Genomic DNA, 22,425 nt, shown 5'->3' with positions numbered 1-22,425 from the left:
GTGCGCGAGCCGGTCAATCCCCGACTCAGGCAGAATCCTGCCCGGCGGCGGAAAGAGGCCGGATACGGGCCCGGGGCGCAGAATCTGCCTGAGTCGGGGTCGGCGCGGTGACCGGAGGTTCTGTGATTAGGCTGGCCGGATGCCGCCGTCCACCGCCCCGACCAGCGCGCGGGAGCACCCGCCACGGCTCCCCGTCGCGACGCTGGCCGCGTGGTACCTGCGCGAGGCGCGCGACCTGCCCTGGCGACGCCCCGCCTTCCACGCGCACTACGGCGCGTGGGGCGTGCTCGTGAGCGAGTTCATGCTCCAGCAGACACCGGTGACCCGCGTCATCCCCCATCTGGAGGCGTGGCTCGGACGCTGGCCAACGCCGACTGCCCTGGCCTCAGCCACCCCGGGTGACGTCGTGCACCAGTGGGCCAACCTCGGCTACCCGCGCCGGGCGCTGTGGCTGCACGGAGCGGCGATCGCGATCCGCGACCGGCACGACGGCACGACGCCGCGCGATGTCGCGGCGCTGCTGGCCCTCCCCGGCATCGGCGACTACACCGCGCGCGCCGTTGCGGTGTTCTCCTACGGCGACCGGCACCCGGTCGTCGACACCAACACCCGCCGGGTGATCGCCCGGGCGGTGCACGGCCGTTCCCAGCCGGCCGCGGCCTCGAAGCGCGATCTCGCCGACATGGCCGCGCTCCTGCCGGCGGACGCCGCGGAGTCTGCCGTGGTGAACGCCGCGATGATGGAGCTCGGCGCCATCGTGTGCACCGCACGGTCGCCGCGCTGCCCGGCGTGCCCCGTGGCATCCGCGTGCGCATGGCGTGCCGCCGGCTACCCCGACACCGGTGACGCCAGACCGCGCCAGGCGAGGTATGAGGGATCGGACCGCCAGGCGCGGGGCGCGGCGCTCAAGGCGCTGCGCGACGCCCCGGATCACACCCTGCTGCTCGACCGCGTGATCGCCGAGTGGCCGGACCCCGCCCAGCGCCACCGAGCGATCGATTCGCTCATCGCCGACGGCCTGGCCGAGGCCTCCGCCGGAGCGCTGCGCCTCCCCCGGTAGCCCCGCACCGACGATGATGGCGCCTGCTCCTGTGGCGGCGACAGCAAGAACCGTCGCCGCCACAGGGAGCAGGCGCCATCGCGGGAGTGGTCAGTCCTCCTCGGAGGCCTCGCGCGCCTTCACGTAGGGGTCGGCGTCGCCGGCGGGCTTGGCCGACTGCGCCTGGCGCGCGACCTCGGCATCGCGCTCCGCCGCCTCGCGGAGGAGCTCCGCGATGTGGTCGGCGTTCTCCGGCAGCGCGTCCGGGATGAATTCCAGCGTCGGCACCAGCCGCGTGTTGAGCTGGCGTCCCACCTCGGTGCGCAGCATCCCGGTGGCCGAGGCGAGAGCGGCGGCGCTGCCGGCGCGCTCCTCATCGGTTCCGAGCACGGTGTAGAACACCGACGCGTGCTGCAGATCGCCGGTGACACGCACATCCGTGATCGTCACATAGCCCAGCCGCGGGTCGCGCAGCCCCTTGTCGAGGCGCTCGGCGAGAATCACCTTGATCCGGTCGGCGAGTCGTGCCTGTCGTTCCCCAGCCATGTCCTGCTCCTATCCGTTGAGTCCCCGGCCTCACGGCCGGAGAGCGAGACGAGACGTGGTGATCATCTCACCACGTCTCGCCTCACGCTCTGTACGACCGGGCGCTCAGGCCCGCGGCTTCTCGACCATCTCGGTGGTCTCGATCTCGTCGCCGATCTGGATGTCGTTGTACTTGCCCAGACCGATACCGCACTCGAAGTCCGTACGGACCTCGGTGACGTCGTCCTTGAAGCGACGCAGCGACTCGATCGCCAGGCCATCGGCGATCACGACGCCATCGCGGATGACACGCGCCTTCGCATTGCGGGTGATCGTGCCGGAGCGGACGATCACACCGGCGATGTTGCCGAACTTCGACGAGCGGAACACCTCGCGGATCTCCGCCACGCCCGACTGGACCTCTTCGAACTCGGGCTTGAGCATGCCCTTGAGCGAGTTCTCGATCTCGTCGATCGCCGAGTAGATGACCGAGTAGAACCGGACGTCCACGCCCTCGCGGGCAGCGGCCTCACGTGCCTTGGTGTCGGGGCGGACGTTGAAGCCCACGATGATCGCGTTGTCGATCGTCGCGAGGTTCACGTCCGACTCGGTGATGGCACCGACACCCCGGTGGATGATGCGCAGCTGCACCGAGTCGTCGACCTCGATCTTGAGCAGCGACTCCTCCAGCGCCTCGACGGCACCGGACACGTCGCCCTTGATGATGAGGTTGAGCGTCTCGACCTTGCCCTCTTCGAGAGCACGGGTGAAGTCCTCGAGCGAGATGCGCTTGCGGGCCTTGGCCAGCAGGGCGTTGCGCTCGACGGCCTCACGCTTCTCAGCGATCTGGCGGGCCATGCGGTCTTCCTCTGTGACGATGAAGACGTCGCCGGCGCGGGGCACCGAGTTCAGACCCTGCACCTGCACCGGACGCGACGGCGCGGCCTCGTCGACGGCGTCGCCGTTCTCGTCGACCATCGCACGCACACGGCCGTACGCCGTGCCGGCGACGATCGCGTCACCGACGCGCAGTGTTCCGGACTGGATGAGGACGGTGGCAACCGATCCGCGGCCCTTGTCGAGCTTGGCCTCGATCGCGATACCGCGCGCGGCCTTGTTCGGGTTGGCGGTGAGGTCGAGACCGGCATCGGCGGTCAGCAGCACCGCGTCCAGGAGGTCCTGGATGCCGGTGCCCTGACGGGCCGAGACGTCGACGAACATCACGTCGCCGCCGTACTCCTCCGCCACCAGACCGTACTCGGTCAGCTGCTGACGCACCTTGGCCGGGTTGGCCTCCGGCTTGTCGACCTTGTTGACCGCCACGACGATCGGCACGCCGGCCGCCTGCGCGTGGTTGAGCGCCTCCACCGTCTGCGGCATGATGCCGTCGTCGGCGGCGACCACGAGGATCGCGATGTCGGTCACCTGCGCACCACGGGCACGCATGGCGGTGAACGCCTCGTGACCAGGGGTGTCGATGAAGGTGAGCGCGCGCTCGATGCCGTCGTGCTCCGTCCACACCTGGTAGGCACCGATGTGCTGGGTGATGCCGCCGGCCTCGCCCTCGATGACGTTGGTCTGACGGATCGCGTCGAGCAGTCGTGTCTTACCGTGGTCGACGTGGCCCATGACGGTGACCACCGGGGGACGGATCTCCAGGTCGTCGTCGTCTTCTTCCTCGAGCTCCTGCTCAAGGTTCAGGCCGAAGCTCTCCAGGAGCTCCTTGTCCTCGTCCTCGGGCGAGACCATCTGGATCTTGTAGCCGAGCTCCTCACCGAGGATCTCGAAGGTGGCCTCGTCGAGCGACTCCGTCGCGGTGGCCATCTCGCCCAGGTTGAACAGGATGGTCACGAGCGTGCCGGGCTGGACGGTGTAGCCATTGAGCGCTTCGAGCTTGTCGGCGAAGTCGGCGATCGACGCGCCGCGGCGCAGGCGAATGGTCTCGCCGCTGCCCTTCTGGACGTTGACGCCGCCGACGATCGGCGCCGACCGCATCTCGAATTCTTGCCGCTTGGCGCGCCTCGACTTGCGCTGCTTGCTCTTGCCGCCGCCCTTGCCGAATGCGCCGGCGGTGCCACCACCGGGACCACGGCCACGGCCACCGCCGCCACCGGGACGACCGGCGAAACCGCCACCGGGACGACCGGCACCGGCGCCGGCACCCGCTCCGGCACCGCCGGGACGACCGGGACCGCCGGGACGCTGCTGGAACGGAGCGCCAGGACGGCCGCCGCCCTGACCGGGACGGCCGGGACGACCGCCCGGACCCGGACGAGGAGCACCGATGCGCGGCGACCCGGGGCGGGGAGCCTGCGGGCGCGGGATGTTGCCGGGGGTCGGGCGCTGGCCCATGCCCTGCTGCGACGAGAACGGGTTGTTGCCAGGTCGCGGGCCGGCGGGGCGCTGGCCCATGCCCTGCTGCGACGAGAACGGGTTGTTGCCGGGTCGCGGCGCACCCGGCTTCGGGGCAGGACGGGGTCCGCCGCCCTGCGCGCCAGGACGCGGCGTCTCGGCCTGCGGGGCCGGGGCCGGCTCTGCGGCCTGCGGCTCTGGCGCCTTCTCCGGCTCGGGAGCCGGAGCGGGGGCGGCGGGCTTGGGGGCCGGCCGCGGGCCGGGCTTGGGGGCGTTGGACGCCGACGGCCGAGCCGGGGCAGGCTTCACACCCTCGGCACGCGGCTCTGCGGGCTTGGCGTCCGCGGGCTTGGCCGCGGGGTCGGACTCGATCGCCGCACGCAGCTTGCGCGCCACGGGGGGTTCGATCGTGGACGACGGGGACTTCACGAATTCGCCGAGCTCCTTGAGCTTCGCGAGGGCGAATTTGCTGTCGACGCCGAGTTCGGCGGCGATTTCATGCACGCGTGGTTTGGCAGCCACAATTCTCCTGTCTGGGTCGGTCTGCCCGGACAGGACAGACCATCAGTTGCGGACGGGTCTCATTTCGAGCCGTTCACTTTGTTTCCATAGCCGTTCAGCCGTTTCTCGATGGTCTGCGTGTTCAGCGGTGCCGACACGCGGAGTGCACGTGCGAAGGCCCGACGCCGAAGGGCGGCGTCGACGCACTCGGGCGAGGGATGCACCCACGCGCCGCGTCCCGGCATCGCCCCTCGCTCATCGAAGACGAGCTCTGAGCCGACCGCGACCACCCGGAGGAGGTCGGAGCGGGACGCACGCGTGCGGCAACCGACGCACGTTCGTACGGGTCCCATCCTACACCTCTCCTGGCCGGCGCCTGCCGTGCCGCTCCGGAGCGGCACGGCCGCTCCGCCGAGCTCGTCAGTCGTCGAGGACGCTGTCCGGCTGGATGTCGATCTTCGCCCCGGTGAGCTTGGCGGCCAGACGCGCGTTCTGCCCTTCCTTGCCGATCGCGAGGGACAGCTGGTAGTCGGGAACGAGCGCGCGCACAGCCTTCGTGTTGGCGTCCAGCACGAAGCTCGACGTCACCTTGGCAGGCGACAGCGCATTTCCGACGAAGGTCGCCAGATCCGGGTTGTAGTCGACGATGTCGATCTTCTCCCCCGCCAGCTCCTCGGTCACCGCTCGCACGCGTCGGCCCATCTCACCGATGCAGGCGCCCTTGGCGTTGATCGAGGCGTCGTTGGCCGTGACGGCGATCTTCGTGCGGTGGCCCGCCTCCCGCGCGAGCGAGACGATCTCGACCAGGCCGTTGGCGATCTCCGGCACCTCGAGGGCGAAGAGCTTGCGCACGAGCCCGGGGTGCGTGCGAGACACGGTGATCTGCGGGCCCTTGTTGCCACGGGCGACGGCGGTGACGTACACCCGCACCCGGGTGCCGTGGGAGTAGTCCTCGCCGGGCACCTGCTCCTCCGGCGGCAGAATCGCCTCGACAGAGCCGAGGTCGACGTGGATCATCCGCGGGTTCGGGCCCTGCTGGATCACACCGGCGACGATGTCGCCCTCCTTGCCGCGGAACTCGCCGAGCACCGCGTCGTCGGCGATGTCGCGCAGCCGCTGGCTGATCACCTGCTTGGCGGCGAAGGCGGCGACCCGGCCGAAGTCCTCCGGGGTGACCTCCTCCTCGCCGATGACCGCACCCTCGTCGTCCAGCATCGGGACGAGCACGGCGACATGGCCCGTCTTGCGGTCGAGCGAGGCCCGCGACCCATCGGCGGCTGGGCCCTCGGCGGAGACGTGCTTGACGTAGGCGGTGTGGACCGCCTGTTCGATGATGCCGACCAGTTCGTCGAGAGGGATCTCCTTCTCGCGCTCGATCATGCGCAACAACCCGAGGTCAATGTCCATCGCGGCCTCCGTGTTCAGCTCTCGCCGCGGGATATCCCCCGCGGGCATCCTTCCAGGGTACCGGAACCGACGGCGCCCCTCGACCCCGCGCCTCCCCCGGGCGCGGGGCGCGGAGCTCACAGCTCGTTGAGCGCGCGGATCAGCCGGTGCAGCTCGCCGACCGCACGGTGCTGCGGGGTCAGCACGATGCGCGGCAGGTCGCGCGTGTCGTGATCGTGCTTCTCGGGACCGATCGGACCGGTGCGCTCGATCGATCCCGTCGCGCACATGTCGCCGAACCGGGCGTTCAGCTCGGCGAGCTGGGCATCCGTCGGGGCGGTGCGCAACCGGATCACGAGGCGGTCCCCGACCCAGCGCAGCGAGACGTAGTTGTGCCAGAAACCGGTGATCTCCTCGACGGCACGGTGGACGGAGTCTGTCACCAGCACCCGGTCGAAGTCGCCATCGGAGATGACCCCGGCCGGCGTCATCTGCTCCTGGACGAACCGTTCCAGCCCCGCCCAGAACCGGCCGCCGTGCTCGTCGAGCAGCACGATCGGCACCGGCTCCGCCTTGCCGGTCTGCTGCAGGGTGAGCAGCTCGAACATCTCGTCCATCGTGCCGAAGCCCCCGGGGAGACACACGAACCCGCTCGACTCCTTCACGAGCATGAGCTTGCGGGTGAAGAAGTACTTCATCCGCACGAGTCTGCTCTCCATGTCCAGCCCGTGCTGGGGTTCCTCCTCGAACGGGAGCCGGATCGACACGCCCAGCGCCCGCTCGGCGCCGGCGCCTTCCGTCGCCGCCTGCATGATGCCGGGCCCCGCACCGGTGACGACCATCCAGCCCCGCTCGGCGAGCGCCTCGGCGACCCGACGCGCCTGCTGGTACAGCGGGTCGTCGGTGAGCGTGCGCGCCGAACCGAACACGGTGGCCTTGGGGATGCCGGCATAGGGGGCGAACAGCTGGAAAGCCTCGCGCATCTCGGTGAGCGCCGCGGAGACGATCTTCAGATCAAGTCGGGAGTTGGCGTCCTGCCCCATGCCGATGCCGCTCGCCAGGATGCTCCCGACGAGGTCCGTGTTGGCGGTGATGCCGGCGTCCGCGATCATCGTGCGGATCTCATCGGCGATATCGGGCTCGAGTGTCGACAGATCAGTCATGCCTCCAGACTCGCATGCCCCGGAGCACATGTAGGCTGTTCGCGGCGCGTCGGGAAGTCTGGTCGACATCTGTTCACCGACCCTTCCGGAGCATGATGACCTCGTCGACGCCTCTTCCCCCCGTCTCTGAGCCCGCCCGTTTCCCGCGCCGCGGGAGCTATCGTGAGGCCAGTCGCATCCTCGATGTGCTCCGCAAGGAGACCGTGGGCGGAGCCCTCCTGGTCGCCCTGGCGGTGATCGCCATCGTCTGGGCCAACTCCCCCTGGGCCGAGGGCTATTTCGCGCTGCGCGACATCCGGGTCGGGTATGAGCCCTGGCACCTCGACCTCACGCTCGGCACCTGGGCGGCCGACGGTCTGCTCGCGATCTTCTTCTTCCTCGTCGGCCTGGAGCTCAAGCGCGAGTTCGTCGCCGGGGACCTGCGTCGCCTCAGCACCGCGATCGTGCCCGTGGTCGCCGCCGCAGGCGGCGTGGCAGTGCCTGCCCTGCTGTACCTCGCGCTCGTCGCGGGCGGAGAACCCGCGATCCTGCACGGCTGGGCAATCCCGACCGCCACGGACATCGCCTTCGCCGTGGCCGTCCTCGCGATCATCGGCTCGCACCTGCCCAGCCCGCTGCGGATCTTCCTGCTCACCCTCGCCGTGGTCGACGACCTCATCGCGATCACGATCATCGCGATCTTCTACACCGACGAGATCGCCGTCGTGCCGCTCCTGATCGGCGTCGGCGTGATCCTGGTGTACGGTGCGATCGCCCAGCGATACCGCCAGTTCTTCCGCGTGACACCTGCCGCGGCATGGTTGATCCTGCTCCCCCTCGGCGTGGTCGCCTGGGCGTTCTTCCACGCCTCTGGCATCCACGCGACGATCGCCGGCGTCCTCCTGGCATTCACCATCCCGGTGCGGCATCGCCGCCGCGACGACGTCGACGACACCAAGCCCGGGCTCGCGGAGGTCTTCGAGCACCGCTTCCGCCCGCTCTCGGCGGGGGTCGCCGTGCCCCTGTTCGCGTTCTTCTCCGCGGGCGTGGCGATCGGCGGCATCGACGGCTTCGCCTCGGCCATCACCGACCCGGTCGCGATCGCGATCCTGGTGGCGCTCGTCGTCGGCAAACCGATCGGCATCGTCGGCTCGACGTGGCTGATCACGCGCATCCGGCGGATCACCCTCGATCCTGCTCTGACATGGATCGACCTCATCGGGGTCGGGCTGCTCGCCGGCATCGGCTTCACGGTGTCCCTGCTGGTCACCGAGCTCAGTTTCGACGCCGCCGACGCGCACCACGACCATGCCAAGATCGCGATCTTCACCGCATCGGTGCTCGCGGCGGCGCTCGCGTCCGTCGTCCTCACAGCGCGCAACCGCCGGTACCGGCGCCTCGCGGAGGACGACGCGGTCGACGCCGACGGCGATGGTGTGCCAGACGTCTACCCGGAGCCCTGAGCCTGGAGCCCTGAGCCCTGACCCCCGGCGTCGGGCCGCCGTGATCCAGCACCAGAACAGGCAGACGACACCGGGGCAGGCTGGTTCCAGGGGAACCAGCCTGCCCCGGTGCTCGCTGCCTGTTCTGGGGCGTCAGCCGGCCAGCAGACGCGACACGGCGTCCGCCGCGGGCAGGGTCTCCCGTTCGCCGGTCCGGCGATCCCACAGCTCCACCTCGCCCGCGGCAGCGCCGCGACCGACGATGAGGATGCGGGGGACGCCGACGAGCTCCGCGTCACCGAACTTCACCCCCGGGGAGACCTTGGGACGGTCGTCGTAGAGCACATCGCGGCCGGCCGCCTCGAGCTGCTCGGAGATCTGCTCCGCCAGGTCGTAGGCGACCTGGTCCTTGCCCGTCGCGACGACGTGCACGTCGAAGGGAGCCACCGAGGCCGGCCAGATCAGGCCCTTGTCGTCGTTGTTCAGCTCGGCGATGATCGCGAGGATACGGGTCACGCCGATCCCGTAGGAGCCCATCGTGACCGTGACGAGCTTGCCGTTCTCGTCGAGGACCTTCAGTCCCAGCGCCTCGGCGTACTTCCGGCCGAGCTGGAAGACATGGCCGATCTCCATGCCGCGGGCGAGCGTGACGGGGCCGGAACCGTCGGGCGCCGGGTCTCCCTCACGGACGTTCGCGACCTCGACCACCCCGTCGGCGATGAAGTCACGGCCGGCGACGACCGAGTGCGCGTGCTTCTGGTCGATGTTGGCCCCGGTGATCCAGCGCGTCCCCTCGCTCACCCGCGGGTCGACGAGATAGCGGATGCCCGTGCTCGACTCCTCGCCGAGCACAGCGCCGTCGGGGCTCCAGGGCCCGATGTACCCCTTGACCAGGCCGGGGTGCTTCGCGAAGTCCTCATCGGTGGCCGCCTCCACTTCGGCGGGCGCGAAGGCGACCTCGGCGCGCTTGGCGTCGACCTCACGGTCGCCGGGGATGCCGACGATCACGAGCTCGCGGGTGCCGTCGAGGTGGACCAGGGCCAGCACGACGTTCTTCAGGGTGTCGGCGGCGGTGTACGCGCCCCGTTCCGTCGCCGGCAGGGTCGCGTTGCAGTGCGCGACGAGCGTGTCGATCGTCGGCGTGTCCGGCGAGTCGAAGATCGTCGCGGCCGGCTCGTCGCCGAAGGGGATCGGTGCGGGGACCGCCGTAGTGAAGGCTTCGACGTTGGCCGCGTACCCGCCCTCCGAGCGCACGAAGGTGTCTTCGCCGACGAGAGTGGGGTGGAGGAACTCCTCGCTGCGCGAGCCGCCCATTGCACCGGCATCTGCCTGGACGATGACGTACTCCAGACCGAGGCGCTGGAAGATGCGCTCGTAGGCGTCGCGCTGCGCGAGGTATGAGGCGTCGAGCCCGGCGTCCGACGCGTCGAAGGAGTAGGCGTCCTTCATGGTGAACTCGCGACCGCGCAGGAGGCCGGCGCGGGGGCGGGCCTCGTCGCGGTACTTGTCCTGGATCTGGAAGATCGTCAGCGGCAGGTCCTTGTATGACGAATACAGGTCCTTGACGAGGAGCGTGAAGGCCTCCTCGTGAGTCGGCGCGAGGAGGTAGTCGGCACCCTTGCGATCCTTCAGACGGAACAGGTTATCGCCGTACTCCTCCCAGCGGCCGGTCGCCTGATACGGCTCCCGCGGCATGAGCGCCGGGAAGTGCACCTCCTGAGCGCCGGCGGCGGCCATCTCCTCACGGATGATGGCCTCCAGCCGGGTCCTGACCTTGAGACCGAGCGGCAGCCAGGCGAAGACGCCCGGCGCCTGCCGCCGGATGTAGCCGGCGCGGACCAGCAGCCGATGGCCGGCGACCTCGGCGTCGGCGGGGTCTTCACGGAGCGTGCGGAGGAAGAAGTTCGACAGACGGGTGACCACCCGCCAAGTCTAGAGCGTCGCCGCAGCGGATCCCGGCGGCGAGGATGCCTGCCCCGGGACCCGCTGTGTGCCCCGCTCAGTTCAGAGCACGCGTGCTCGCCGGGATCACCCCGCCGGCGTAGAGGTCGGCGGTGAGGTCCTGCAGCGCGGTGAGCGCGACGGCCTGCGGCATCGGCCCGTAGGAGATGCGGGCGACGCCGAGGCGCTCGTACTCGTCCGCCGAGAGCGCACCAGGGAGACCGATGACGCTCACCTTTCCCCACCCGATCCCCGAGACCAGTCGTTCGGTCGCGGCGGCGTCGAGCACACCGGGCACGAACACGCATGCGGCCCCGGCATCGAGGAAGGCACGGCCGCGTTCGATGGCGTCGGCCAGCGAATCGTCGAACGAGCGACCCTCGGCACGGATGAGCGCGTCGGTGCGCGCATTGAGCACGAAGGGCACGCCCTCGTCCGCACCGGCGCGCACGATGGCCTCGACGGTGGCGACGGCGTCGGCGAGCGGACGCAGACGGTCTTCGACGTTGGCGCCGACCACACCGGCCGCAATGGCCAGGCGCGTGGTCTCGCCGGGATCGCCGTAGCCGTCGTCGAGGTCAGCGGTGACGGGGAGGTCGACGGCGCTGGCGATCCGGCCGACCATGTGGAGCATGACCGCGCGGGGGATGTCGCCGTCGGGATAGCCGTAGGTCGCGGCGATGCCGTGCCCGGCGGTCGCGATCACGGTGGTCTCCGGCACGTCTGCCACGACGGTCGCGCTGATGACGTCCCACACGTTGACCACCCGGAGGATTTCGGGTGCGGCGTACCGGTCTGCGAGTGCTCTGGCCTTGTCTTCGAGGATGCTCATGCGGCCAGGCTAATCGGGGCGGCGGACAGGGGCGAGGGGGTTGCGCGGGGCGACGCGGATGTGCAGGCGCGCGGGCCGGATGACAGCGGGGCGACGCCCGCCTGGATCCGCACCGGCCGTCCATCCGAAGACGGTCGGTCTAGGCTGACCGTGCCGTCCGGCGCCCACCACCACCCGCAGGGAGACAGCGATGACCACCGTTCTGCTGACGGGATTCGAGCCGTTCGGCGGCGACCGGCACAATCCGTCCGGCACGGCCGTGCAACACCTCGCGGCGCGATGGGGCGGCCAGGAGCAGCTGGTGACCGCGGTGTTGCCCGTGGGCTTCGACGCCGCTGCGGCCGACCTCGCCGCGCTCGTCGACGAGCATCGCCCGGACATCATGATCGCAACAGGACTCGCGGGCGGGCGAGAAGCGGTGAGTGTCGAGCGCGTCGCGGTCAACCTGATCGACGCCCGCATCCCCGACAACCACGGCGCACAGCCGATCGACGCACCATCGCTCGCCGGCGGTCCCGCCGCGCTGTTCTCGTCTCTGCCGGTCAAGGCGATCGCGCGCGACATCGCCGCGGCGGGGATCCCGAGCGCGTTGTCGCTGAGCGCCGGGAGCTTCGTGTGCAACCACGTGTTCTACCGCGCCGTGCACGCCGCCTCCCGCAGCGGCGGACGCGCGGGCTTCGTGCACGTCCCCTGGGCGACCGAGCACGAGGTCGCCGGGCGGCCGTCGCTCCCGCTCGCCGACATCGTCCGCGCACTCGAGATCGCGGTGCGCACGGCCATCGACACGCCGGCCGACATCCGCGTCCCCGGTGGCGCGATCCACTGAGGACGCTCGCCTGCCGCCGCATGCGACCTCTTAGGCTGAGGAGCATGCCCCAGCGCCGCGCCCACCTGGCCGAACCGACCGCACAGGACGCCCTCGCCGCCGCGCTCGCGGCACTGCGCGCAGAGATCGACGCTCCGACGGCGTTCCCCCCGCGGGCGCTCGCAGAGGCGGAGGGGGCCGCACCGCCCGTGCCGGATGTCGACCTGCGCGAGGTGCCGTTCCTCACGCTCGATCCCGCAGGCTCCCGCGACCTGGACCAGGCCTTCCATCTCGAGCGCGCCGGTGGCGGGTTCGTGGTGCGCTACGCGATCGCCGACATCCCGGGGTTCGTCCGGCCCGGCGGTGCGGTCGATCTCGCGGCGCGGGAGCGGGGGCAGAGCCTCTATGCCGCAGACGGCATGATCCCGCTGCACCCGCCGGTGCTCGGCGAGGACCGCGCCTCCCTGCTGGCCGACCAGGATCGCAGCGCGCTGGTCTGGACGATGACGCTCGACGCAGACGGGAGCGCCACCGGCGCGCGTCTGGAGCGCGCGCTGGTGCGCTCACGCGCCCAGCTCGCCTACGACGCCGTGCAGGAGGCCTTCGACGCGGATGCCGTGGACGCGGACTCCCCCCTCGCGCTGCTTCCGGTCATCGGGCAGCTCCGCCAGCAGCACGAGGTGCTGCGGGGCGGAGCGAGCCTGAACCTGCCCGATGAGGACGTCGTGCACGACGACGACGGCCAGTATCGGATCGAGCGGCGGCATCCGCTCGCCGTGGAGGACTGGAACGCCCAGCTCTCCCTGCTGACCGGCATGGCGGCCGCCCGGCTGATGCTGGATGCGGGCGTGGGCGTGCTGCGCACGATGCCCCAGCCCGATGAGGCGGCGTTCGCGGCGTTCCGCCACCAGACCCGCGCCCTCGGCCGTCCCTGGACGACCGGGCGTTACGGCGACTATCTGCGCGGACTCCCCCGCGAAGACCCGAAAGCCCTGCCCGTCCTCGAAGCCGCAGCCACCCTGTTTCGGGGCGCGGGGTACGCCGTCTTCGATACCGCCCAGCCCGACCTCCCGATTCCGGAACAGCGGATGCAGGCCGCGATCGGCGCTCCCTATGCGCACGCGACCGCCCCGATCCGCCGGCTCGTCGACCGGTGGGCGCTCGCCATCTGTCTGGACCTGTCTGCCGGGCGCGCAGCGCCGGCGTGGGCGCGGGAGAGCCTCATCGAACTGCCCGGCCTCATGCGGGCGTCAGAGCAGCGCGCCGCCCGACTCAACAGCGGCACGATCGACCGCGTCGAGGCAGCGCTCCTCACGCCCTTCGTCGGAGAGCGCATCGCGGTGACGGTGATCGAACGGCGCAACGGCGATCGGGGCCGCGTCCAGGTCGCGGAACCCGCCGTCACCGCCTCCGCTCCCCTGCCCGCCGAGGCGGCTCCGGGCGATACCGTGGCGCTCCTGCTGACCGGGGCGGACATCGGCCGCGGGGAGCTGACCTTCGCCGTGTGAGCCGCGTGTTCGCCGTGTGAGCCGCGTGCGCGCGCGTGTCCTCGACGCCGGAGCAACACCCGCCCTCGACGCCGGAGCAACGCGGTGCGCGCGGAGACAACACCGTGCGGCGCAGAGACAACCCGTGCAGCACGGGTGACGCCTCGGTGCGCGGCTCAGGCCGCCGGCACCGCGGTGGTGGTCATCACGAGCAGCTGCGGGCCGGAGAGGTCGAAAGACACCCGGACGCCGAGGAACTCCGCCAGCGACTCGGCGTGCGTCCCGCCGCACAGCATCGACGCCTCGCCCTCGGGGAGCGAGCAGTGCCACGAACGGCGGTCGACGATCGTGTCGCCCAGCGTCGACACCCAGCTGCGGCCGCCCGTGGCGATCCATGCGGCGAGGCGCGCGTTGACCGCTGCTTCGCGAGCGGCCAGCTCCACGGCGAGCGTCTCGGCGTCGAATCCGGCCCGGCGCAGGCTCTTGCCGAGCCGATACTCGTCGATCGCACCGTCGGAGAGGATGCGGCTGGAGACATTCGCCGTGGCATCGAAATCGGGCGAGCCCAGGGCATCGACCGGCGTGTCCTTGCGCCAGAGATCTGCGAAGACCTCGTTCACCGCGAGCGCAGCCAGGTGGCAGGCGGTGTGGCCACGGCTGAGACCCGCGCGGCGCGGTGCGTCGACGACGGCGTCCACCTGCGCGCCGGGCACGAGCCACGACGGCGCCTCGGCCAGTCGATGACCGACGAGCCAGGTCCAGCCCGGCGCGCCCCGTTTGACGGGGATGTCGGCGGACACGGCGAACGCGCCGTCGGCACCGGAGGCGGCCATCACGGTCTCGGTCACCTCGACGGTCTCGGCTCCCCTGCGCAGCGCACCCGTGTCGCCGGGCTGATCCGGCCAGGTGTGATCGACCGGGTGGAACGGCGTCGCGTCGAGCACCACCACCATCCCGCCAGAGACAGGCTCCACCCGCTCCACGACCGCTGTGCCACGGACAGCACCGGCGGGGAAGGAGACACGGGTCGCGCTCACGCGGTCACCACCTGCGCGGTGCCGACCGGGGCGTCCGCACCCATCTCCGCCGCGATGCGGTTGGCCTCCGCGATGAGCGTCGCGACGATCTCCGCCTCCGGGACGGTCTTGACGACCTCTCCCTTGACGAAGATCTGCCCCTTCCCATTGCCGCTGGCGACCCCCAGATCGGCATCGCGTGCCTCACCCGGTCCGTTCACGACGCAGCCCATGACAGCGACGCGCAGCGGCACGGTCATGTCCTTCAGACCCTCGGTGACCTCTTCTGCGAGCGTGTAGACATCCACCTGCGCCCGGCCGCACGACGGGCACGACACGATCTCGAGCGTGCGCTCACGCAGGTTGAGGGACTGCAGGATCTGATGGCCGACCTTGACCTCCTCCGCGGGCGGGGCGGACAGCGACACGCGAATGGTGTCGCCGATGCCCTCGCCGAGCAGGATGCCGAACGCCGTGGCGCTCTTGATGGTGCCCTGGAACGCCGGACCAGCCTCGGTCACACCGAGATGAAGCGGCCAGTCACCCCGCTCCGCCAGCTGCCGGTAGGCCTTGACCATCACGACGGGGTCGTTGTGCTTCACCGAGATCTTGAAGTCGTGGAAATCATGCTCCTCGAACAGCGACGCCTCCCACACGGCGCTCTCCACCAGCGCCTCCGGCGTCGCTCTGCCGTACTTCTCCAGCAGCCTCTTGTCCAGCGATCCCGCATTCACGCCGATGCGCAGCGAGACACCCGCGGCCTGGGCGGCACGCGCGATCTCGCCGACCTTGTCGTCGAACTGGCGGATGTTGCCCGGGTTCACCCGCACGGCCGCGCACCCGGCATCGATCGCCTGGAAGACGTACTTCGGCTGGAAGTGGATGTCGGCGATCACCGGGATCTGGCTCTTCTTGGCGATGATGTGCAGCACATCGGCGTCATCCTGGGACGGCACAGCGACGCGCACGATCTCGCAGCCCGACGCGGTCAGCTCGGCGATCTGCTGCAGGGTCGCGTTGATGTCGGTGGTCTTGGTGGTCGTCATCGACTGCACCGAGACGGGCGCGTTCCCGCCGACCAGCACCTTCCCCACGCGGATCTGGCGGGACTTGCGGCGAGGGGCGAGAGTTTCGGGGATCCGCGGGATCCCGAGGTTCACGGCAGGCACCGGGCCAGCCTACTCGCGGCACCCGAACGCGGGCTGGATGCGCGGCACTGCGGCGCCGGAGCCGGGGCTCGCCGCCCTGTGATAGTTTCGGCGCATGCTCGCGACTCGCTCCTGGTGGCCCGCCTCCTAGGCGGCGAGTCGGCGTACCCACAATCCGAGACCGCCCGTCGAGGCGGTCTCGCATGCCGAGTCTCGCCGGGCACCATTCCCCAGGAGGAACGATGACGCACGCCCCGTCGCGGCTGCTCGCGCTCGCCCACGACCCGAACACCTCGTTCGCGCTGCTCGCGCGCGAGGGATCGTCCGACGTGGAACTGCTCACGGGCGAGGTGCGCGACGTCGACCTCCTCGCCGACATCCCGCTGGGCACCGGCGCGGACGCACGAGAAGTCCTCGCGCTCGTGCCCTACCGTCAGGTGCGCGAACGCGGCTTCACCGCGCTCGATGACGACACTCCTCTGCGCTGCCTGCTCGTCGACGAGCACGCGCGGATGCCGCGCGACGACGCCATGTCGCAGCTGCCGGACGCGGCGGTCCCGCTGCGCGACACCGGGTTCGACATCGCCGACGAGGAGTACGCCGATATCGTCCGCCGTGTGATCGACGGCGAGATCGGCCGGGGAGAGGGCGCGAACTTCGTCATCCGCCGCGACTTCACCGCACGCTTCGACGTCGACGACCGGATCGCGGCGCTCACGTGGTTCCGCGCGCTGCTGGCGCACGAACGCGGCGCGTACTGGACCTTCGCCGTCATCACCCCCGGCGTCATCGCGGTGGGCGCCAGCCCGGAGGCCCACGTCGTCGCCCGCGGGGGAACCGTCACGATGAACCCGATCTCCGGCACCTTCCGCCACCCGGCCGGCGGTGCGACGCCCGAGAACCTCAGCGAGTTCCTCACCTCCACCAAGGAGACGGAAGAGCTGTTCATGGTGGTCGACGAAGAGCTCAAGATGATGAGCGCGGTGTGCTCGGACGGGGGCCGCATCACCGGCCCGCACCTCAAGGAGATGTCCCGCCTCACCCACACCGAGTACATGCTCAGCGGGACCAGCCGCCTCGATCCGCGCGACATCCTGCGCGAGACGATGTTCGCCCCGACGGTGACCGGCTCGCCGATGCAGAACGCCTGCACGGTGATCCAGCGCCACGAGATGCGGCCCCGCGGCTACTACTCCGGCGTCGCTGCGCTGTTCACGCCGAACCACGAGAACGGCTACGACCTCGACGCGCCCATTCTCATCCGCACCGTCTATCTCGACGGCGGCACGCTGCGCGTGCCGGTCGGCGCCACCCTGGTACGCCACTCCGATCCGCAGGGCGAGGTCAGCGAGACCCACGGTAAGGCCGCTGGGGTGCTCGGCGCGATCGGAGCCGTCGCCCGAGACACGGCGGCCGAGGCAGCCCTCGCCGCGGACGCCGTCGATGAGGATGCACCAGCCCCGCAGCCACGGCTGCTGGCGGACGACCCGGCGATCGCCACGCTCCTCCGTGCCCGCAACGACCGGCTCGCGCCGTTCTGGATGAACCCCCAGGCCACCGGCGACGCCGGTCCCTTCGCGGGGCGCACCGCCCTCGTCGTCGACGCGGAGGACCGTTTCACCACGATGCTCGCCCACCAGCTGCGCCACCTCGGCTGTGAGGTCTCGATCGTGCACTGGAGCGAGGTGTCCCCCGCCGCGGCGGACGCCGCCGACCTCGTCGTCTCCGGCCCCGGGCCCGGCGACCCGCGCGATACGGACAACGAGCGCGTCGCACGCCTGCGGTCGGTGATCGCCCGGCGCGTCGAGTCCGGCCGCCCACTGCTGGCGGTGTGCCTCAGCCACCAGATCCTCGCCGACCGGCTCGGCATTCCGCTCGTCCCGCTCGACGAGCCCCATCAGGGTCTGCAGAAGGTCGTGCCCGTGTTCGGCGAGGAAGCCTCGATCGGCTTCTACAACACGTTCACGGCACGGGTGACGCCGGGCACGGTCACAGCCGGCGACGCCGAGGTCTCGGCAGACCCGCGCTCCGGCAACGTTTATGCGCTGCGTGGCCCGTCCTTCGCGTCGGTACAGGGCCACCTCGAGTCGATCCTGAGCCGCGACGGGATGCGCACGCTCGAGCGCCTCGTCTCCCATGCGCTGAGCTGACCCGCGCCGCTCTTTCCCAACTCAGGCACAACCGGCGGCCGGCCCGCGGAAACGGCAGCTGTCGACCCCGGGCACCGGTTGTGCCTGAGTTCGGAGGGGCGCGGCAGCGCGGAAGCGCCTGCCGCCGGGCAGCGGCAGGCGGAGTTCAGCCCAGCAGCGAAATCGGGTTCACCAGGTCGGCGAGGATGAGGAGCGCGCCCATGCCGATCAGCAGCGCCGCGACCACCACCGTCAGCGGCACGAGCCGGGTGGCATCGACCGGCGCGGGTGCCGGCCGGCCGAGCAGACGGGCAGCGGTCCGCTTGAGGCCGTCCCACAGCGCTACGACCACATGTCCGCCGTCGAGCGGGAGCAGCGGCAGCAGGTTGAACACGAACAGGGCGATGTTGACCGATCCGAGCAGTCCGATGAGGGTGGCCAGGCGGTTCGCCACCGGCGTCTCCGTCGCAGCGACTTCGCCGGCCAGCCGGCCGACCCCGACGACGCTGAGCGGCCCGTCCGGGTCCCGCTCGGACCCTGTGACCAGGGAGACGCCGACGTTCCAGATCTTCTCCGGCAGGGTCACGATGATCGACGCGACGCCGGTGACGTTCTGCCACGTCATCTCCGCCCCGGTCCAGATCGGCTGGCGCACCAGGGCGACCTGCGCGTACATCCCGGCGAATCCGATCTCTTGCGTGCGCGGCTCACCATCGTCGTCCAGCACGACCTGACCGCGGTCATCCAGCACAGGCCGCTCCGCGAGCAGCGGCGTGAGCGTGAGGCCCACCGTCGCGCCGTTGCGCTCGACCGTGACCGGCAGCGGCCGTCCCGGCGCGGCCTGGACGATCTCCGACACCTCGGCGAACGTCTGCACCGGATGCCCGTCGACGCTCAGCAGCACGTCGCCCGGCTGCAGGCCTGCCTCGGCGGCCGGGGCGAGCGGGTCGCCCGGCTCGCACGCATCGCGGGTCTGCCCGGCCGGCACGACGCACTCCGAGACAGCCTGCACGGTCGTGGTGACCTGCTGCATGCCGATCCCGGACGCGAGCACCGAGAAGAGCACCGCAGCGAGGACCAGGTTCATCGCCGGGCCGCCGAGCATCACGACGATGCGCTTCCACACCGGCAGCCGGTAGAAGACCCGCCCGTCGTCATCCGGGTCGATGGTCTCCTCGTTCGCGGCTCTGGCGTCCTGCACCAGGGTGCGGAACATTCCGCTCGCCTGCTTGCCGCCCGCCGGAGGGTACATGCCGGACATCGAGATGTAGCCGCCCAGCGGCAGCGCCTTCACGCCGTACTCGGTGCCGCGGATGCGCTTGGACCACAGGCGCGGCCCGAATCCGATCATGTACTGCCCGACGCGCACGCCGAACAGCTTCGCCGGAACGAGGTGGCCGATCTCATGCAGGGCGATCGAGACGCCCAGGCCCACGAGCATGAACAGCAGGCCCCCGACGTACAGTGCGATCTCCACCCCGACACGCTACCGGCGCGGCCTTGGAATCCGCCGAGGCCGGTGGCATGCGGCGCCCGCCGGGGTCGCGGGGCGACAGGTGATGCTACGCCGCTGCGATCAGGGCGTCGGCGCGCATGCGCGCCCACTCCTCGGCAGCGGTGAGCGTCTCGACGGTCAGGTCTGCGGGGGGCTCGTGGGCCTCGACCACGCTGGTGATGGTGTCGAGGATGCCGGGGAATGCCAGTGCGCCGTCGTGGAAGGCGTGCACCGCCTGCTCGTTGGCCGCATTGAACACCGCCGGGTATGTCGACCCCGCCCTACCGACCCTCTTCGCCAGCCGCACGGCCGGAAAGGCGGCGTCGTCGAGGGGCTCGAAGGTCCACGATGCCGCCGTGGTCCAGTCCAGCGGCCGTCCCACCCCGCCCACGCGGCTCGGCCAGTCGAGACCGAGCGAGATCGGCAGGCGCATGTCCGGCGGGGACGCCTGGGCGATGGTCGATCCGTCGATGAACTCCACCATCGAGTGCACGATCGACTGCGGGTGCACGACCACATCGATGTCGTCGTAGTCAACCCCGAACAGCAGGTGGGCCTCGATCACCTCGAGTCCCTTGTTCACGAGCGTCGCCGAGTTCGTCGTCACGACCCGGCCCATGTCCCACGTCGGGTGAGCGAGCGCCTGAGCCGGGGTGACGTCACGCATCCGTGCGGAGCTCCACCCCCGGAACGGGCCGCCGGATGCGGTCAGCACCAGGCGGCGCACCTCACGGGGATCGCCCGCGCGCAGGGCCTGAGCGATCGCGGAATGCTCTGAGTCGACCGGCACGATCTGGCCCGGCGCGGCGAGCGCGGTCACCAGCGCGCCGCCGACGATCAGCGACTCCTTGTTCGCGAGCGCGAGCGTGCGCCCGGCCCGCAGCGCCGCGAGCGTCGGGCCGAGCCCGACCGATCCGGTGATCGCATTGAGCACGACGTCCGCCTCGACGTCGCGCACGAGCTGCTCGGCCTCGGCGGCGCCGAGGGCGGTGTGCTCGACGCCGAATGCCTCAGCCTGATCGGCGACCATCGCCGCGTTCGAGCCCGCCGCGATGCCGACCAGCTCAAAGCGACGCGGGTTGGCGCGGATGACGTCGAGCGCCTGCGTGCCGATGGAGCCGGTGGATCCGAGGACGATGATGCGTCGCATCCGCCCAGCCTACGCGCGGGACGGCGGTCGCCGTGCCCGCTGCGCGGCGGCGTCGTCACCCGGCCGGTGTCTGCTCCGCCGGGCTCGTGGCGAGGATGTCGACGACGAACACCAGCGTTTTGCCGGCAAGCGCACTTTCGCTCTCGCCCACCTCGCCATAGCCGTCCGCCGGGGCGACGACCGCGAGCACCTGCGAGCCCACCTTCTTGCCTTCGAGGGCGGAGCGGAAGCCCGGCACGACGGCCGTGGTGGCGAACATCGACGGCGTCGCATCCCGCGACCAGCTCGAGTCGAACTCTTCGCCGGTCTCCCAGTCGACGCCGCGATACTGCACGACGACCAGGTCACCCTGCTGCACCACGGGACCGTCGCCCTCCTGCAGCACCGCGATCTGCGTCTCCGCAGGGGGAGCCGTATCCGGCACCGTGATGGTCGGGGCGCCGTCGGCGTCGAGTTCGACGGTGGGCAGGCCGTCCACGGGGGCGACGGGCGTGCCGTCAGCGGCCGTGGGAAGCTGCGCGGTGGCCTCCGCGTAGACGATGATGTTCGGCGAGCCCTGGCCCATGGCGCCGCCGGGAAGCGTCATGACGATGCGCGAGCCGAGCGGCTCGCACTCGAGCGCCGCGACGAACAGCGATGACCCTTGGGCGTCCAGGAGCACCGGCAGCACGCCCTCATCGTCCCGCGCCGAGGAGTCCAGCACCTCGCCGGTGGTGGCGTCGACGATCTGGAAACGCACAGACACCAGATCGCCCGCGACGATCTCCTCACCGCTGCCCGGCTCGACGACCGTGCGTTCCACCTGGAGGACCTCGGTCCCCTCCGGCAGCTCGACGTGGGTGTCGTCACCGGAGCCGGTCACGACAACCGCGTCGGACGACGCACCGGACGGCGCGTTCATCAGGCAGTGGCTGGTGTCGGCGCCCGGCGTCTCCGCGGTCTCCGGCTCCGCCGTTCCCTGGCATCCGGTGAGGACGACCGCGCCCAGCGCGACGGCCGAGACGGCGGTAAGAAGGCGCGTGCGCACGATGATTGCTCCTCTGCGAGGGTCCGGGTGGGGGCTCTCCTATCCTGCCGTTCTGTTCTAAGTCCAGGCTGGGAGGGACCTGATGCGCGGCTGTGCGACCCAGACTCGGTCATCGCTCATTCCCACGTCGGCATGCTCCCTCGGGTAATCTGACGCGGTGACCGCCGATCCAGCCCCCGAACCGGCCCCCTCCGATGCCCCCGCTCCGCGCCACGCCGGCGCGACGTATGCGGCCGGGCGCATGATCATCGCGCCGCTGGCGCGGTTCGTGTACCGACCACGGGTCGAGGGCAGGCAGAACGTGCCCCTGGACGGCCCGGTGATCCTGGCGAGCAACCACCTGTCGTTCATCGACTCGATCGCCATCCCCGTCGCGGCTCCCCGCCCGGTGCATTTTCTGGCGAAGTCGAGCTACTTCGAGGGGACCGGCATGAAGGGCGCGGTGCAGCGCACCTTCTTCGAATCGATCGGTGCGATCCCCGTCCAGCGCGGGGGCGGACAGGCTGCCCTCGATGCTCTCGATCAGCAGCGTCGGCTGCTCGACGAAGGGCTCGCTGTCGCCCTCTATCCCGAGGGCACGCGGTCCGACGACGGCAGGCTCTACAAAGGCCGCACCGGCGTCGCCTTCCTCGCCCTCCAGACCGGCGCCCCTGTGGTGCCGGTGGGTCTGATCGGCACGGATCGGGTGATGCCGCGGGGCGCGAAAATCCCCTCGGTGCGCGAACGGATCTCGGTGCGCTTCGGCGAGCCCCTCGATCTGTCCCATCACGGTGCGGCCAGCTCAGGAAAAGCCCGCCGCCTGGCGACCGACGAGATCATGGCCGCGATCCACGCCCTGTCCGGGCAAGAGCTCGCTGGCACCTACAACGAGCCTCCGGCGCAGACCCCGATGGAGAAGATCAAGCAGGTCCTCCCCCACGAGCGCCGCTGACGGCGTCCGTGCGCGCCCCGCACGAGGGGAACCACCCCGTCACCACCACCGCACCGCATCGCACCGCATCGCACCGA

Annotated in this window: 18 protein-coding genes; 6 read left to right on the top strand and 12 right to left on the bottom strand. The window is 70.8% G+C overall.

Annotated features, from left to right (window positions below):
• The first annotated feature begins 139 nt into the window (after nt 1-139).
• Nucleotides 140-1,060 (top strand): HhH-GPD family protein, encoded by a 921-nt coding sequence (locus tag AC3RXY_RS07860; protein WP_491510343.1) that lies wholly within the window; start codon nt 140-142, stop codon nt 1,058-1,060.
• 90 nt (nt 1,061-1,150) lie between these two features.
• Here AC3RXY_RS07860 and rbfA read toward each other — a convergent pair whose 3' ends face one another.
• The 5 genes from rbfA to AC3RXY_RS07835 form a co-directional block, all read right to left on the bottom strand.
• Nucleotides 1,151-1,585 carry a 30S ribosome-binding factor RbfA gene (rbfA, locus tag AC3RXY_RS07855; RefSeq protein WP_491510342.1) on the bottom strand — a complete coding sequence of 145 codons (435 nt, stop codon included), beginning with the start codon at nt 1,583-1,585 and terminating at the stop codon, nt 1,151-1,153.
• Nucleotides 1,586-1,690: 105 nt separating this feature from the next.
• Nucleotides 1,691-4,420 (bottom strand): translation initiation factor IF-2, encoded by a 2,730-nt coding sequence (gene infB, locus AC3RXY_RS07850; RefSeq protein ID WP_498224566.1) that lies wholly within the window; start codon nt 4,418-4,420, stop codon nt 1,691-1,693.
• Nucleotides 4,421-4,497: 77 nt separating this feature from the next.
• A complete protein-coding gene (locus AC3RXY_RS07845) occupies nt 4,498-4,770 on the bottom strand; it encodes a YlxR family protein (RefSeq protein WP_491510340.1) in 273 nt (90 codons plus the stop codon).
• Between the two features lie 67 nt (nt 4,771-4,837).
• Nucleotides 4,838-5,824 (bottom strand): transcription termination factor NusA, encoded by a 987-nt coding sequence (nusA, locus tag AC3RXY_RS07840; RefSeq protein ID WP_491510428.1) that lies wholly within the window; start codon nt 5,822-5,824, stop codon nt 4,838-4,840.
• Nucleotides 5,825-5,940: 116 nt separating this feature from the next.
• The gene (locus AC3RXY_RS07835; RefSeq protein WP_491510339.1) at nt 5,941-6,966 is read right to left on the bottom strand and encodes an LOG family protein; all 1,026 of its coding nucleotides are present in this window, start codon (nt 6,964-6,966) and stop codon (nt 5,941-5,943) included.
• Nucleotides 6,967-7,061: 95 nt separating this feature from the next.
• On the opposite strand from AC3RXY_RS07835, the gene nhaA reads away from it, so the two are divergent.
• On the top strand, nt 7,062-8,408 hold the full coding sequence (gene nhaA / locus AC3RXY_RS07830) for a Na+/H+ antiporter NhaA (protein ID WP_491510427.1): 1,347 nt from the start codon (nt 7,062-7,064) through the stop codon (nt 8,406-8,408).
• A 132-nt stretch (nt 8,409-8,540) separates the two neighbouring features.
• Here the strand turns inward: nhaA and AC3RXY_RS07825 are convergent, their stop codons facing one another.
• Both AC3RXY_RS07825 and AC3RXY_RS07820 read right to left on the bottom strand, forming a co-directional pair.
• Entirely contained in the window at nt 8,541-10,310 is a 1,770-nt protein-coding gene (locus AC3RXY_RS07825) for a proline--tRNA ligase (protein ID WP_491510338.1), read from the bottom strand.
• 76 nt (nt 10,311-10,386) lie between these two features.
• Nucleotides 10,387-11,160, bottom strand: coding sequence for an isocitrate lyase/PEP mutase family protein (locus AC3RXY_RS07820; protein ID WP_491510337.1), 774 nt, complete (start codon nt 11,158-11,160; stop codon nt 10,387-10,389).
• 190 nt (nt 11,161-11,350) lie between these two features.
• Between AC3RXY_RS07820 and pcp the strand changes: the two genes are divergently transcribed.
• Together pcp and AC3RXY_RS07810 are read left to right on the top strand one after the other, a co-directional pair.
• Nucleotides 11,351-11,986 carry a pyroglutamyl-peptidase I gene (gene pcp, locus AC3RXY_RS07815; RefSeq protein ID WP_491510336.1) on the top strand — a complete coding sequence of 212 codons (636 nt, stop codon included), beginning with the start codon at nt 11,351-11,353 and terminating at the stop codon, nt 11,984-11,986.
• A gap of 44 nt (nt 11,987-12,030) precedes the next feature.
• Nucleotides 12,031-13,473: an RNB domain-containing ribonuclease gene (locus AC3RXY_RS07810; RefSeq protein ID WP_491510335.1), complete on the top strand. Its 1,443-nt coding sequence runs from the start codon at nt 12,031-12,033 to the stop codon at nt 13,471-13,473.
• A gap of 155 nt (nt 13,474-13,628) precedes the next feature.
• Here AC3RXY_RS07810 and AC3RXY_RS07805 read toward each other — a convergent pair whose 3' ends face one another.
• Together AC3RXY_RS07805 and ispG are read right to left on the bottom strand one after the other, a co-directional pair.
• Nucleotides 13,629-14,489: a hypothetical protein gene (locus AC3RXY_RS07805; RefSeq protein ID WP_491510334.1), complete on the bottom strand. Its 861-nt coding sequence runs from the start codon at nt 14,487-14,489 to the stop codon at nt 13,629-13,631.
• On the bottom strand, nt 14,486-15,616 hold the full coding sequence (ispG, locus tag AC3RXY_RS07800; protein ID WP_491510426.1) for a flavodoxin-dependent (E)-4-hydroxy-3-methylbut-2-enyl-diphosphate synthase: 1,131 nt from the start codon (nt 15,614-15,616) through the stop codon (nt 14,486-14,488). Before ispG ends, AC3RXY_RS07805 begins: the two co-directional genes overlap by 4 nt.
• Before the next feature lie 242 nt (nt 15,617-15,858).
• On the opposite strand from ispG, the gene AC3RXY_RS07795 reads away from it, so the two are divergent.
• Nucleotides 15,859-17,766: an anthranilate synthase family protein gene (locus AC3RXY_RS07795; RefSeq protein WP_491510333.1), complete on the top strand. Its 1,908-nt coding sequence runs from the start codon at nt 15,859-15,861 to the stop codon at nt 17,764-17,766.
• Between the two features lie 145 nt (nt 17,767-17,911).
• Here AC3RXY_RS07795 and AC3RXY_RS07790 read toward each other — a convergent pair whose 3' ends face one another.
• From AC3RXY_RS07790 to AC3RXY_RS07780, 3 genes are all read right to left on the bottom strand, one after another.
• The gene (locus tag AC3RXY_RS07790) at nt 17,912-19,222 is read right to left on the bottom strand and encodes a M50 family metallopeptidase (protein WP_491510332.1); all 1,311 of its coding nucleotides are present in this window, start codon (nt 19,220-19,222) and stop codon (nt 17,912-17,914) included.
• An 85-nt stretch (nt 19,223-19,307) separates the two neighbouring features.
• Nucleotides 19,308-20,390 (bottom strand): 1-deoxy-D-xylulose-5-phosphate reductoisomerase, encoded by a 1,083-nt coding sequence (gene dxr, locus AC3RXY_RS07785; RefSeq protein ID WP_491510331.1) that lies wholly within the window; start codon nt 20,388-20,390, stop codon nt 19,308-19,310.
• 55 nt (nt 20,391-20,445) lie between these two features.
• Complete coding sequence (locus tag AC3RXY_RS07780) at nt 20,446-21,417, bottom strand: FKBP-type peptidyl-prolyl cis-trans isomerase (RefSeq protein ID WP_491510330.1); 972 nt, start codon at nt 21,415-21,417, stop codon at nt 20,446-20,448.
• A 241-nt stretch (nt 21,418-21,658) separates the two neighbouring features.
• Between AC3RXY_RS07780 and AC3RXY_RS07775 the strand changes: the two genes are divergently transcribed.
• A complete protein-coding gene (locus AC3RXY_RS07775) occupies nt 21,659-22,348 on the top strand; it encodes a lysophospholipid acyltransferase family protein (RefSeq protein WP_491510425.1) in 690 nt (229 codons plus the stop codon).
• Nucleotides 22,349-22,425: the final 77 nt, after the last annotated feature.

This window comes from Microbacterium longlingense, from assembly GCF_058349825.2.
Note: the sequence above shows the minus strand (reverse complement) of the source record. Positions and strands in the feature narration are given on the sequence as shown.